This is a genomic window from Leptolyngbya sp. PL-A3, assembly GCF_039962325.1.
GTDB lineage: Bacteria > Cyanobacteriota > Cyanobacteriia > Elainellales > Elainellaceae > Vacuolonema.
Window position 1 is genome coordinate 34,035 of sequence record NZ_JAMPLB010000026.1, and the last position, 12,205, is coordinate 46,239.

Annotated in this window: 12 protein-coding genes; 5 read left to right on the top strand and 7 right to left on the bottom strand. The window is 52.9% G+C overall.

Features of this window, described 5'->3' with window-relative positions; translation table 11 throughout:
• Positions 1 to 45: 45 nt before the first annotated feature.
• Both NDI52_RS19155 and NDI52_RS19160 read right to left on the bottom strand, forming a co-directional pair.
• Positions 46 to 1,749, bottom strand: coding sequence for an ABC-ATPase domain-containing protein (locus NDI52_RS19155; RefSeq protein ID WP_190772188.1), 1,704 nt, complete (start codon positions 1,747 to 1,749; stop codon positions 46 to 48).
• A gap of 225 nt (positions 1,750 to 1,974) precedes the next feature.
• The gene (locus NDI52_RS19160) at positions 1,975 to 2,202 is read right to left on the bottom strand and encodes a hypothetical protein (protein WP_190772189.1); all 228 of its coding nucleotides are present in this window, start codon (positions 2,200 to 2,202) and stop codon (positions 1,975 to 1,977) included.
• 270 nt (positions 2,203 to 2,472) lie between these two features.
• Between NDI52_RS19160 and NDI52_RS19165 the strand changes: the two genes are divergently transcribed.
• Entirely contained in the window at positions 2,473 to 2,970 is a 498-nt protein-coding gene (locus tag NDI52_RS19165; RefSeq protein ID WP_190772190.1) for a DUF393 domain-containing protein, read from the top strand.
• A gap of 74 nt (positions 2,971 to 3,044) precedes the next feature.
• Complete coding sequence (locus tag NDI52_RS19170) at positions 3,045 to 3,914, top strand: inositol monophosphatase family protein (RefSeq protein WP_190772191.1); 870 nt, start codon at positions 3,045 to 3,047, stop codon at positions 3,912 to 3,914.
• Between the two features lie 84 nt (positions 3,915 to 3,998).
• Here NDI52_RS19170 and NDI52_RS19175 read toward each other — a convergent pair whose 3' ends face one another.
• The 4 genes from NDI52_RS19175 to NDI52_RS19190 form a co-directional block, all read right to left on the bottom strand.
• On the bottom strand, positions 3,999 to 4,217 hold the full coding sequence (locus tag NDI52_RS19175) for a hypothetical protein (RefSeq protein WP_190772192.1): 219 nt from the start codon (positions 4,215 to 4,217) through the stop codon (positions 3,999 to 4,001).
• A gap of 218 nt (positions 4,218 to 4,435) precedes the next feature.
• Positions 4,436 to 4,696 carry a hypothetical protein gene (locus NDI52_RS19180; protein WP_190772193.1) on the bottom strand — a complete coding sequence of 87 codons (261 nt, stop codon included), beginning with the start codon at positions 4,694 to 4,696 and terminating at the stop codon, positions 4,436 to 4,438.
• On the bottom strand, positions 4,686 to 6,977 hold the full coding sequence (locus tag NDI52_RS19185; protein WP_190789501.1) for a heavy metal translocating P-type ATPase: 2,292 nt from the start codon (positions 6,975 to 6,977) through the stop codon (positions 4,686 to 4,688). The genes NDI52_RS19180 and NDI52_RS19185 overlap by 11 nt, the downstream gene beginning before the upstream one ends.
• 207 nt (positions 6,978 to 7,184) lie before the next feature.
• Positions 7,185 to 7,379 carry a heavy-metal-associated domain-containing protein gene (locus tag NDI52_RS19190; RefSeq protein WP_190772195.1) on the bottom strand — a complete coding sequence of 65 codons (195 nt, stop codon included), beginning with the start codon at positions 7,377 to 7,379 and terminating at the stop codon, positions 7,185 to 7,187.
• A gap of 462 nt (positions 7,380 to 7,841) precedes the next feature.
• On the opposite strand from NDI52_RS19190, the gene NDI52_RS19195 reads away from it, so the two are divergent.
• The 3 genes from NDI52_RS19195 (at position 7,842) to NDI52_RS19205 (ending at position 11,085) form a co-directional block, all read left to right on the top strand.
• On the top strand, positions 7,842 to 8,399 hold the full coding sequence (locus NDI52_RS19195) for a hypothetical protein (RefSeq protein WP_190772196.1): 558 nt from the start codon (positions 7,842 to 7,844) through the stop codon (positions 8,397 to 8,399).
• 258 nt (positions 8,400 to 8,657) lie between these two features.
• Positions 8,658 to 9,452: an NADH-quinone oxidoreductase subunit NuoB gene (gene nuoB, locus NDI52_RS19200; RefSeq protein WP_190772210.1), complete on the top strand. Its 795-nt coding sequence runs from the start codon at positions 8,658 to 8,660 to the stop codon at positions 9,450 to 9,452.
• A 268-nt stretch (positions 9,453 to 9,720) separates the two neighbouring features.
• On the top strand, positions 9,721 to 11,085 hold the full coding sequence (locus tag NDI52_RS19205; RefSeq protein WP_190772197.1) for a cobyrinate a,c-diamide synthase: 1,365 nt from the start codon (positions 9,721 to 9,723) through the stop codon (positions 11,083 to 11,085).
• Between the two features lie 195 nt (positions 11,086 to 11,280).
• Here NDI52_RS19205 and NDI52_RS19210 read toward each other — a convergent pair whose 3' ends face one another.
• Complete coding sequence (locus NDI52_RS19210; protein WP_190772198.1) at positions 11,281 to 12,084, bottom strand: L,D-transpeptidase; 804 nt, start codon at positions 12,082 to 12,084, stop codon at positions 11,281 to 11,283.
• Positions 12,085 to 12,205: the final 121 nt, after the last annotated feature.

A 12,205-nucleotide genomic window follows, 5' to 3' on the forward strand; every position in this document is an offset into this window, starting at 1 on the left:
ATGGCGATCGCCTGGTCAGTTAGCATGTGGGGATCTAGTACAGCCCTAAGAATGGGTGAGGGTGAACGATCGCATGCGGCTGACTGCCGCCACTAAATCCAATTTGCGAAACGTGGTCAGATCACCCTGAAGGTTTGGGGCAAGAGCGTCCAGATTGCCCTGAGCCGTGTTCAGGAGTTGGTCGATTGCCTCTATCAACGTTTGCTGACCATCAAAATAATCCTGACGCAGCAGGGCGATCGCCGCTCCCATCGCTCGTAGCTGGCCTCCATCGACTAATTGATCGAGGGCGCTAAGGTCAATGGATTCGCGTCCAATCACCAGTTCGTCCACTTCGTGTACCTTCAGTTTGGGTGGACGAGAATCATCCCAATTCTGAGTCAGTGGGACAGGGATGCGGCTGGGGAGGGAGCCGAAGCGATCGCCCCCTTCCATCGTTCGGTGAATCGTGTATTCGGCTGCGATCGCCCGGGCCTGCTCGGTTACGGCCTCTGGCTCGTAGTTCGTCATGGCAATCACTGTGTCAGCCACATCAAAATAGTCGCCACTGCCGCCCATCACGAGCACGGTGGAGACGCCATACTCCTGATAAAGCTGTTGGATTTTGTCGATAAATGGGGTGATGGGTTCGCGATCCTTGGCAATCAACGCTTGCATACGGCGATCGCGAATCATAAAGTTGGTGGCTGAGGTATCTTCATCCACTAAAAGAGCTGTGGCTCCCGCTTCCAGGGCTTCCATGATGCTGGCAGCCTGTGACGTGCTGCCACTGGCGTTTTCAGTGGAAAAATGGGTGGTCGAACGACCCTGGGGTAAGTGGTTGATGAAGGGGGAAATATCGACCCCTGTAATGCTGCGGCCATCCTCAGCGCGAATTTTGGTGGCTTCTGCCACCGTTACCACCTGTTCACGACCATCACCGGGGATGTGGTTGTAAATGCCGAGGGCGATCGCCTGCAACAAGGTCGATTTGCCGTGGTAGCCGCCCCCCACAATTAATGTGATGCCCTCGGGAATGCCCATGCCACGGATGGGGCCCTGGTTAGGTCGTTCAAACTCGACTTCTAGTTCTCGCGGAGCCCGAAAGGGTTGAGCCGATTCTTGTAAGGGGCGATCGTCTACACCACTTTGGCGGGGAAGAATGGCACCGTTTGGGATGAACGCGACTAGGTTGCGGCTGGGCAATTGCTGCCGCAGCCAGTCAGCGTCTTCGACGACATCAATATGGCGGCGCAGAATTGATGCATCTAACGCGGAGTAGATGAGCGATCGCATCACGATCTCAGGCAAATCTTCACAAAGCAGTTCTGCGGCTTGCCGACCCAGAATGGTGCGACCCTGAGCAGGTAGACCGACAACAAAGCGAGCTTCTACACAGAGGTCAGATACCCAGAGTGAGGAACGTTCTAGAACCTGCTGGCCTATAGGGGCGATCGCAACCAGGCCACTTTTTCCACTACCCCGGTTGGTTTGCAATCGGTTTGCCTGGTAAGCAAACTGGCGGTGCAGGAAGTCACACAGGGCGATCACCCGGCTTGGGGTAGCGTACAGGTCTTGTGGAAATTGGGCTTGGGTTTGCGGCACTTGAACACGCAAACGACTGGGTGCAGCAAAGGGATCCCCCTGCACGTAGTCGATAAACAACGTGAAGTCCTTAAATTGATAGCGACCTTGAAGGTCTTTGTAAGCTTTGTAGCTACGACCATCTAGCCGAATAAATTGCGAATTGAGATCGGCATCTGTTGGCATAGGCACCTTGAGAAAATACCGGACTTCTAAAGCTTCCTGTAACTAAAAAATAGGGCTACTCCAGACGTACGCATTCTTAGTGTTTTTGATGTAAATTGTTTCGGCTAGTTCTGTCTACTTCACTGTTCTCAAAAATAGTTCATGCGTCATGCAAGAACTCTGTGTTGTGTTTGTTCTTTTAATCTCAAAGTTTTCTGGCTATTAATTTCCAGCCTCACTGAATTACTACAGTGCTTCAAAGGTTGCTGTAAAACCCTCTAAAGCCACGCATTCTTCTATAAATTCTTCGGCTTCATTAACGTTCTCAATTTGATATTCCATAATGCGACGTTCGTCATCCTTCATTTTTTTGGAGGCTAACGGTGTGCTGGAGTATTTTTCAGCGATCGCTTTAAACTCGGTTGCGTATTGGCGCCAACTTTCAGCAGGGCATTGAACAATAACTCGCCACATAGGTTTCTCTCGCGTTATATCAGATGCATCAATTATTTAGAGTATTCAGAGTGTTTCACAAAATGGGCTCTGAATGTTCGCAAAAGTATGAAAGTCCATTCAGGACAAAAGGGGTGGGTTGAGGATGTTTCAACCCCAATTTGTACTAGACCTATTCGCATCCCGCTACAGAGCCTCGTGTAGTGCAGTGCGCGCAAGTAGCCCAAAGGATTTGGAGCCCTGCCTTCAAATTTCTTAAAATAGCAGTAATCCCATTTACCCAACCTATCCATGACCCGTTCTCCGGTTTCTTCCGATTCTGCCGCGACCTCTGCTTCTGAAGCCCTGCCAGATACCTGGCAAATCAAGTTGCTCTATGACGGGCAATGCCCGCTCTGTGTTCGAGAAGTAAACTTTTTGCGCAAGAAGGACGACGGCCGGGGGCTGATCGCGTTTGTGGATGTTATGAGCGATCGCTACACCCCCCAAGAGAATGGCGGCGTCACCTTTGAGGCGGCGATGGGACATATCCATGCGGTGCGCCGCGACGGCACCGTGATCAAAAATGTGGAGGTATTTCGTCAGGTCTATACCGTATTGGGCTTGGGCTGGGTGTATGCTCCCACCCGCTGGCCGATAGTGGGGCCATTGGCAGACTGGGCCTATAGCGTTTGGGCGGATTGGCGCTTACGGTTAACAGGGCGTCCTGACCTGGCAACCCTGGTGGCGCAACGACAAGCCCGACTCGCTTGTGGAGAGGGCGATCGCTGCCGTCTAGGTGAGGGCTAATCTCATCAAGCCTGACCTTGTACCCTTTTCCCAGACAATTGGCTCTTTCATCCCTTCAGCATTCACTATCCTGTATGAACTCTCCGACCCCTCGTCAGATTCTAGAAGCGCTCTTTCCCTATCTGAAGGTCGCCGCCTCCTACGCAAAGCAGATTCAACCGTTTATTCGCGATCGCCCTGCCAAAGATGGCTTTGATAGTACCTTTGGTGCGGCGTTGAGTGATGCGGATCTGTCGATTCAAACCCTGGTTGAGGTAGCACTGTTAGGAACCTTTCCGAACATCCGCTTCTATGGGGAGGAGTATGAGCAGACCTATAACACGAAGTATTTTCGGGCCATTACTCTGGGGCCGCAGGACGATTATCTGGTCACCCTCGACCCCATTGATGGCACCCGCTATTACCTGGATGGACATCCCAATTATCAAATCCTGTTAGGAATTTTGAATCGGGATGAGTTTGCAGGAGCGATCGCTCTCACCCCGGCCCTGAACACCTTCACCTACGCACTTCAAGGTGAGGGAATCTGGGAAGGTTCCCTGGATGAAGGCTTGGAGCAAGCCCAACCCCTACAGGTAATGACCTATAAACCTACCTTGTTGCTTGGGCTGGGCATGACTCACCTGGCCGCGATTCTACCCCACCACTACCAGGTGTTATGTACGGAGACCGATTACTCAAAGGACGTCAACATTCCCAATGTCAACGGTATTTTGAGTGGCGAACTGACGGGAGTGGTAATTCGGGCCGGCAAATTTATTGATGGGGCGTTATTAGCCTTTATGGCTCAGGAATTAGGTTGTATTGTCACTACGCATGATGGAGAAGTTCCTCCTCCATTGCATACCTGCACGGACTATGGCCGTCCGGGTTTGGTGATTGCCGCTTCTGCTGAGGTCCATCAGGAACTGCTGACAGCCATCCGGACAAGCAGGAAAAACTGAAATGGAACAACCGATACTTGGGTAGCTTCATGCAAAGCGCCTCAAATGCGTCTAGCTTCAGCACGACTTTAGGCGGTCGAGTGCCTAAATCAGGGTTGGGCTGGTGCGCCACAGCTTGTAGATCCAGTACAAGCCAAAGAGCAGAACGAAGGTCTGCAAAAGGGTAGGGGCGATAACGAAACTGACGATAAGCCCAAACACAGACGTAACAAAAAACAGTAGAGCAAAAACCTCAGGACTGCGGAGACTGAGGTAGCTGGAGATGAGAGTCATTCCAGCAATAAGCAAGAACGTAGCATCCATACAAACTCCTGCATCCTGTCTCTTAGGATGCCTTGTTTTCAAATTCGATTGATCAACTATAAACCCCTTGAATAACCTCTGCGCATCACCTATTCGGGGTGAAATAGTGATTGCCAGTATCCCGCAACGCCTACAACTTACGCAAGCCCACCACATGTAGAGCAGGCACATCAGATAGGATAAGCGAGGTCCGCCACATCTACCATCCACTGTAATTTTTAAGAATTGGAGTTGGTTGAGCGCTTTTTACTGAGCAAAAACCACCATAGCTCTGCACCAATCAGCCCAAGCCCGGCTAAATTGACACCAATTTTTACCGCTAGGGGCTGTTCAATAGCTCGGAACTGAGGTTCTGCCTTTGGGGTGGTTTCATGGGAAGGGGATGGGTGCATGGCAAGGCTGGGTGAGGTCAAAGCGATCGCCCCCCAGGTACCGAGTACCAGCAAACTTGCGGTTATAGATTTCAGCTTATCGACCACGGGAACCTCCAAAAGCATGGATGGGTTTAGGGCGAAAGTTGCGGAGCCGTAGCGCGTTAGTGACCACCGAGACGGAACTGAACGCCATCGCCGCCCCCGCAATGATAGGGTTTAGCAGCCAACCCAGAGCCGGATAGAGAATTCCTGCCGCAATTGGAATCCCGACGACGTTGTAGATAAAGGCGAAGAAGAGATTTTGGCGGATGTTGCGGAGGGTAGCGTGGCTCAGTTGAATGGCAGTTACAATCCCCTGGAGGTCGCCGGAAATGAGGGTAATGTCACTGGCAGCGATCGCTACATCCGTCCCGGTACCAATGGCAATACCCACATCAGCTTGGGCCAAAGCAGGAGCATCATTAATTCCGTCCCCCACCATCGCCACCACTTTGCCTTCGGCTTGCAGAGCTTTGATCTGATTGGCCTTCTGATCAGGGCGCACATTGGCCAAGACGCGGGTAATACCAACGTCATGGGCGATCGCCTCTGCCGTCTGTCGGTTATCTCCAGTCAGCATCACCACCTCAAGACCCATGCGTTGCAGCGATCGCACGGTTGCTGCCGAGGATTCTTTCAAGGCATCGGCAATACCAACCAGTGCTTCCACCTGTCCATCAACGGCAATCCAGGCGGTGGTTTTGGCCTGATTTTCCCAGGTTTGTTGTAAAGCAGCGAGGGATTGGGTGGGGATTTTCAGGCTTTCCATCCAGTGTCGGGTGCCGATCTGCACCCGGTGGTCGTTGACGTCGCCCTGGACGCCCATGCCAGCGATCGCCTCAAATCCTTCCACCTTGGGTAAATCCGTCAGGTCAACTCCCTGCCGTGCAGCGTACTGCACGATGGCCTCCGCTAATGGATGCTCAGAGCTGCGTTCGACAGCCGCCGCCATTCGTAGCAAGCGGATTTCGTTCTGGTGAGCTGTGCCTGTCACAGTTGTATAGTCGGTGACGACGGGTTTTCCCTGGGTCAGGGTACCCGTTTTATCCAGCACAATGGTTTTGAGTTTATGAGCCAGCTCCAGGCTTTCCGCCCCCTTGATGAGGATGCCGTTTTCAGCTCCTTTTCCGGTACCTACCATGATGGAGGTAGGAGTTGCCAAACCCAGGGCGCAGGGGCAGGCGATAATCAGCACGCCCACTGTGGTAATCAGGGCTAGCGTGGTGTTGCCCATCAGGTTGAACCAGATCAGGAAGGTGAGAATGGCGATCGCCATCACAACTGGTACAAACCAACCCGTGACCTGATCCGCCAATTTTTGAATCGGCGCTTTAGAACCTTGTGCTTCCTGCACCAGCTTTACAATCTGTGCCAGCACCGTATCCCGCCCAACTCGCGAGGCCCGGAAGCGGAAGCTGCCAGTTTTGTTAATGGTGGCTCCGATGACTTCGTCGCCCATTTCCTTGGTTGTCGGTATGGGTTCCCCGGTTACCATCGACTCATCTACCGCCGATCGCCCTTCCAGTACCACCCCATCCACAGGAATTTTCTCCCCAGGTCGCACTACAATCACATCTCCCACCGCCACCTCTTGAAGCGGGATGTCCTGCTCCTGCCCCTGACGAATGACCCGTGCTGTTTTTGCCTGCAACCCCATCAATTGCCGAATGGCGTTGGAGGTTTGGCTACGGGCACGGCTCTCTAAAAAGCGGCCCAGCAAAATCAGCGTGATGATGACCACCGCGGCTTCGTAATATACAGCCGGTTCCAAACCCTGGGCGCGAATGACCTGAGGGAACAAGGTGACAAAAAGGGAATACAGATAGGCGGTTCCAGTACCCAGAGCCACCAGGGTGTTCATGTCGGCTGCATGGCGCTTAAAGGCTTTCCATGCCCCTGTAAAAAAGCTCTGCCCACACCACACCATCACGGGGGTAGACAGCACCCATTGCACCCAAGAATTGTGCAGCCACATCGGGAAACCGGGGATACTTAGCCCGGTCATGGCTGGCAGGGAGCCCACTACCAGAATGGCGCTGATAATGCCCCCGAAGATCACCTTGCGAAATAGGAGTTGCTGCTCTGCCTGATGAGTTGTGTCCTGCTGGGTGTCAGGTTCCCCCGCACCAAATTCCACCAGGGGGGAAGCGCCATAACCAGCATCGGCGATCGCCCGCTGAATGGCGTCCAGGTCAGTCACCCGATCATCGAAGGTGATCGTTGCCTGCTCTGCCCCAAAGTTAACGCTAGCTTCCTGAACGCCGGGCACACTCTGAATAGCCGTTTCGACGTTGCGAGCGCAGGCAGCACAACTCATGCCCTGGAGTTGGAGGCGGTCGGTTGTCATGACGTTTTCCCTGTTAAAAATGTCTCCCGGCTCCAATCGTGCAGGGGAATGCATCGTACCTCCTGCGCCTTGAAGGGGGGTGAAAGATCTGGTAAAAGTTGTTTTTTCATGCATAAGCGCACGAAAAAACAACTTTCTCAGAAGGGTATCAAACGGAGCAAAAGGGTATTGCCGCTTTCGTTCGCGAGCTGCAACGGAAGCAGGTGCTTAGCTAACGGGATACCCTGCGCTTTCAACGGCCTGCTTAACCGAGGCTTCAGTCGCATCGGTCTCGACGGCGACCCGCTTGGTTTTAGTGTCGGCTTCTACCTTGGCGGCAGGATCGATTCCGGCGATCGCTTTGGAGATCGTGTCAACACAAGCAGAACAGGCCATGCTGGGAACGGTCAATTCAAGTTTCATGGAGGCTTATCCCGACGCTCTAAAGAATTTATCCCACCGGCATCTGTCAAGTCTGACAGAACACGGATGTAGGGATATTGGACTATAGAACTCATGCTAAAGCTTCCAGTCGGCTGGAAAGTCAAGACCGTCTTTGGAATGTGTAGTTATCGGTTGTAGAAGGGGCACTCAGTACCCCTTCTACAACCGATAACGAAAGGTCTAAAACAGCACCGGCTGACGCAAGCTTGCTGTGGAGTGTTAATGGCCAGATGTGGCGGGTTTTACTCACGCACCTGCCACTCGTACGTAGGTTTGATGGGAAGGGGAAAACTGTACGTGAGTCTAAAACGTAGATTTCACGAGAACTTAAGTGCGTCAGGCATACCATCTGAGGCTTTATGACAGTGACATCCTGATCGCAATCGCTTTATCCTGAAGAAATGTAAAGCCTGTCCCTCTGCCCTTCTGGGGCATCCTACCGTGAGCCAATTGAAAGCCCCTTCTCCGTCATACATCCTGCTTGATCGTCAGCAATATAGAACTTGCCACGTCAAAGTCCCTGATCTGGAGCAGCGTCTGTCGGCTATCCAACTGGGGGACCAATTCTACAGCTTTTTTCAGGTAGCCCCTGAAGCTCGCAAGGCAATCGCCCTCCTCACCAAGCTGGTTTATCGCAATGAATCGACGGTGCTAACCAAGATGCCCCGGGGCTATGGCGTATGGGTTGAAGAACCGGATGCCATGCGTGTTGGCACACCATCCTCCACCGTTGTACGTAAACCCGCATCCTGCTTGGTGCTGGTGAACCAGTATCCCCATCGGCGTTGTCGCATTCAAGTTCCCGATTTGCCGCAATCAGTGGATGCGATCGCCGTTGACCAAAATTTCTACAGCATCTTTAAAGCTGAGCTTCCTGCCGAACAAGCTCTGGAAATCATCGCCAAGTTGTTGCAACGGGGAGATAAGGCGCTGTTGTTGGGCGATCGCAATGGTTATGTAATTGGTATCCATGAGCCTGAGGCAACCCTGGAGAGATAGAAAATATAAGCCTCTAGAGTCTCGTACCCGATAAAGCCAAATTTGGTGTGGGAAGTACGGCCGCCGTGCTTCCCACACCAAATTTGGCTTTAAGGGCGTTAAACTTTCCTAAAAGCTTGTAACCCCCCAAAAGACAGAGGCGAAAACCCCTTCTCTTCTTTACAGTCTCAATACAGGGCAACGGCTGGGTGCCCCGTCACCCATGCTTGTTGAACGAGCTTGACTTACTGAGCCAACACCATGACCTATTCAGATGGAATGTCGAACCTCTCTGCAACAGGTTCGTTCGAAGGTTCTGAAAATTCTGTCATCAGCCCTATTGGCGCGCCTCAAGTAACGCAACAATTATCCGAAAACGTCATTCTGACGACGGTTGATGATTTGTATAACTGGGCGCGGCTCTCCAGCCTGTGGCCGTTGCTCTATGGCACGGCCTGCTGCTTTATTGAATTTGCCGCGCTGATTGGCTCTCGATTTGATTTTGACCGCTTTGGTTTGCTGCCTCGGGCGGCCCCACGTCAGGCAGATCTGATCATCCTGGCAGGCACCCTCAACATGAAGATGGCCCCGGCTACGGTGCGCCTCTATGAGCAAATGCCCGACCCCAAGTACGTGATTGCGATGGGGGCCTGCATGATTACGGGGGGAATGTTCAGTGCTGACTCTCCTACGGCTGTGCGGGGGGCGGATAAGATTCTGCCGATTGACGTCTATATTCCTGGCTGCCCTCCTCGCCCAGAAGCCATCATGGACGCCATTATCAAACTGCGGAAGAAAATATCGGCACAGACCTTGCAGGAGCGGGGCATTCAGCAACCTACTCACCGCTACTACACTACATCCCACAAGATGAAGGTGAACCGTGGTGCTCTGAGCCATACGGGGGACTATGTGCGGCTTCCTAGCTACCGCAAGCCACCTGCCGAAATTGCAGCTGCGATTGGCATGCCTGCGCCTGCTATCCAAACCGGTGAGAATCAGGAGCCTCTGGATGATTACTTACCCCTCAACTCTGAACGCATGAAGGATAGCTGGGGCGATACCAATATGTAGTCTGCTTCAAGGAACCGAAATCTAGAGTGCGTGGTGCAAAGCACCACGCACTTTCTTTTAATCTAAGGCTGGCTTCTAACCTGGAGTCGGGATTACGGTATTTCCAGGATAGTGCTTTGTGTTGCTCTCGAAAACATAGCCTTGTGCATAGAGCTCCTGCATGAATCGTTGCGTGGTCTCGCCGCACAACGACTCATGCAGGAGGTCCATGAAACCTTTAATGTTGATTTCAAGATAGGGTCATAAAGACGGCATTGAACTTGAAATTATGGCGCTGATTATTGCAGGGGAACGCAGTGGGGTTGGCAAAACAACGATTACCTTGGCAATGCTGGCCTACCTGCGCCAAAAGGGAGTGAATGTCCAGTCCTTTAAAGTAGGGCCAGATTATATTGACCCCATGTTTCACCGTTGGATCACAGGCCGTCCCTGCTACAACCTGGATCCAGTGCTGGCTTCGGAATCCTATGTGCAAGGCTCCTTTGCTCAACATTCCACTACCGCAGAAGCCACTCTTGTTGAAGGGGTAATGGGGCTGTTTGATGGAGCCTCGGGAACAGACGATGTCGCCAGTACGGCACATATTGCCCGCTTACTGCACGTGCCTGTCTTACTTGTATTGGATTGTGCCCGTCTTTCTCGCTCAGTGGCCGCGATCGCCCACGGCTACCGTAGCTTTGATTCCCGCATTCAAATTGCTGGCGTAATTTTGAATCGTGTAGGTAGCGATCGCCACCTCACTCTTCTCAAAGAAGCATTAGAAGGGCTGCAACTTCCCATCCTTGGTGTGCTCCATCGCCATAATCAAATCACCATTCCTGATCGTCACTTGGGCCTAGTCCCAACTGGTGAGCTGGAGCAGATGGGGGAGCTGTGTGAGAATTTGGCCGCGATCGCCCACGAAAGTTTTGATTGGGAGCAATTACTTCCGCTTCTGTCCAATACTTCTGGCAGGAGTAGGGAGTCATCTCCACAAACCCCTAAAGCGGCGGTTGGATCAGTTGCGATCGCCATCGCCCGTGATGCTGCCTTTAACTTTTACTATCCCGACAACCTTGAATGTTTGGCATCTCTTGGAGCGGAGTTACATTTTTGGAGCCCTCTGCAAGATATGGAGCTACCACCCCATATCAGCGGTTTATATTTTGGTGGAGGATTCCCAGAGGTGTTTGCAGAGGCCCTCGCAGAGAATCGGACGGCTCAGCAATCCGTGAAATCAGCGATCGCCCATGGAATGCCCGTCTATGGTGAATGCGGTGGCCTGATGTATCTGAGCCAGGCAATTACGGATTTTGAAGGAAAACGCTGGCCCATGGTAGGAGCGTTACCCACGGAGACACGAATGGGCACACGCCTGACACTGGGTTATCGACGAGCGATCGCCCAGCAGGATAGCCCCCTTGTTCAAGCTGAAACTGAAGTTTGGGGCCATGAGTTTCATCGCTCGTCTCTAACTGGATTGCCTGAAGCACCGCTTTACCAGATGCAACGGTTTGATGGAAAAGCATTGGGTGGGGAGGGATGGCGATCGCCTACCCTTCATGCCTCGTACTTACACATGCATTGGGGCGATCGGCTCGAACTGCCTGAGCGCTTCTTACAACACTGTCGTCACTTCGCCGCGCAGAAATGAGAAGTGTGTGGCTACCTTGCTCACAATGCAGCTATAGTACCCAGACGACAGCAATTTCCATTATGAGCTTCAAAGGCGAGAGGCCGCGCCCGTCGGGCGCGGCCTCTCGCCTTTGAAGCCTGAAAATGGCCCGCCGAAGGCGGGCTATTTTCAGGCTTCAATTTCAAGATGAGAATTGCTGCCCAGCCGATGAGGTTATTGGCGCACAATCACGGGTACACCGGGTGCCAGGTGTTGATACATGGCCTCAATATCTGCATTCTGCATCCGAATACAGCCGTGGGAAACGGCTTGCCCAATTAAGTCAGTCTGATAGGTGCCATGGAAACCAATCACGCCGTCCTGCATCGGCAGAAAGGCAACCCAGCGGGAGCCCAAGGGATTTCCGGGGCCGGGGGGGACATCTGTACGGGTGATCGGGTGCTGCCAGTGGGGATCGACCTGCATATCAATCACCTGAAAGCGTCCCGTGGGAGTTTCCCAGCCATCTTTGCCGATAGCGACCGGATAGCTGCCGATTTGTTCGGTGCCTTTGTAAAGGTAGACGTGGCGATCGCTTAAATCCACAATGACTTGCACAATCCGCTCGGGTAATGGATTGAGGAGGGTAGAAAGTTGGGCGGCTGCAGGTACAAACTCACCTGTTAAGTGTGCGGCTAATCCCGGCCGGGGTGGCGAGGGTAGCGGTGGTTGGATCTGACTGGGAGCTGGCCCCGCAGAACTCGAAGCTGTGCCCCCTGCTCCTCCTGCCTGGGCCATGACTGGCTGAGTCCCTTGAGGGAAATTTTGAGATCCTTCGGTGGAGGCAGGCACAGACGCTGGGCCCAGGGCTGATTGGATACGCTGACCCCATCCGGGGGAATTTGCAGAAGTTGTCGTTGTTCCCTGCTGTGGGGGGGTAAAAGCTAGCTCCTGAACTCCCTGCACACCCATGAGAAGAGCTGCCGTCAGGAAGCTCATCATCATAAAGCTACGCGCAATTGAACCTTCGCCACCCATGGCTGCTCTGAATTGATGTGCTTCCCTTAGCTTACCCTCATCAACCAGAAGGGACCACGTCTGCCGTATGGATTCTGCCGTTTAAAGGGTTGATTTTTCAGGGACATCGCCCTTGAAAAAT

Excerpts from the sequence above, each read along its gene's own strand:
- NDI52_RS19155 (WP_190772188.1), bottom strand. The coding sequence starts at position 1,749 with ATGCCAACAGATGCCGATCTCAATTCGCAATTTATTCGGCTAGATGGT.
- NDI52_RS19160 (WP_190772189.1), bottom strand. The coding sequence starts at position 2,202 with ATGTGGCGAGTTATTGTTCAATGCCCTGCTGAAAGTTGGCGCCAATAC.
- NDI52_RS19165 (WP_190772190.1), top strand. The coding sequence starts at position 2,473 with ATGACCCGTTCTCCGGTTTCTTCCGATTCTGCCGCGACCTCTGCTTCT.
- NDI52_RS19170 (WP_190772191.1), top strand. The coding sequence starts at position 3,045 with ATGAACTCTCCGACCCCTCGTCAGATTCTAGAAGCGCTCTTTCCCTAT.
- NDI52_RS19175 (WP_190772192.1), bottom strand. The coding sequence starts at position 4,217 with ATGGATGCTACGTTCTTGCTTATTGCTGGAATGACTCTCATCTCCAGC.
- NDI52_RS19185 (WP_190789501.1), bottom strand. The coding sequence starts at position 6,977 with ATGACAACCGACCGCCTCCAACTCCAGGGCATGAGTTGTGCTGCCTGC.
- NDI52_RS19190 (WP_190772195.1), bottom strand. The coding sequence starts at position 7,379 with ATGAAACTTGAATTGACCGTTCCCAGCATGGCCTGTTCTGCTTGTGTT.
- nuoB (WP_190772210.1), top strand. The coding sequence starts at position 8,658 with ATGTCGAACCTCTCTGCAACAGGTTCGTTCGAAGGTTCTGAAAATTCT.
- NDI52_RS19205 (WP_190772197.1), top strand. The coding sequence starts at position 9,721 with ATGGCGCTGATTATTGCAGGGGAACGCAGTGGGGTTGGCAAAACAACG.
- NDI52_RS19210 (WP_190772198.1), bottom strand. The coding sequence starts at position 12,084 with ATGGGTGGCGAAGGTTCAATTGCGCGTAGCTTTATGATGATGAGCTTC.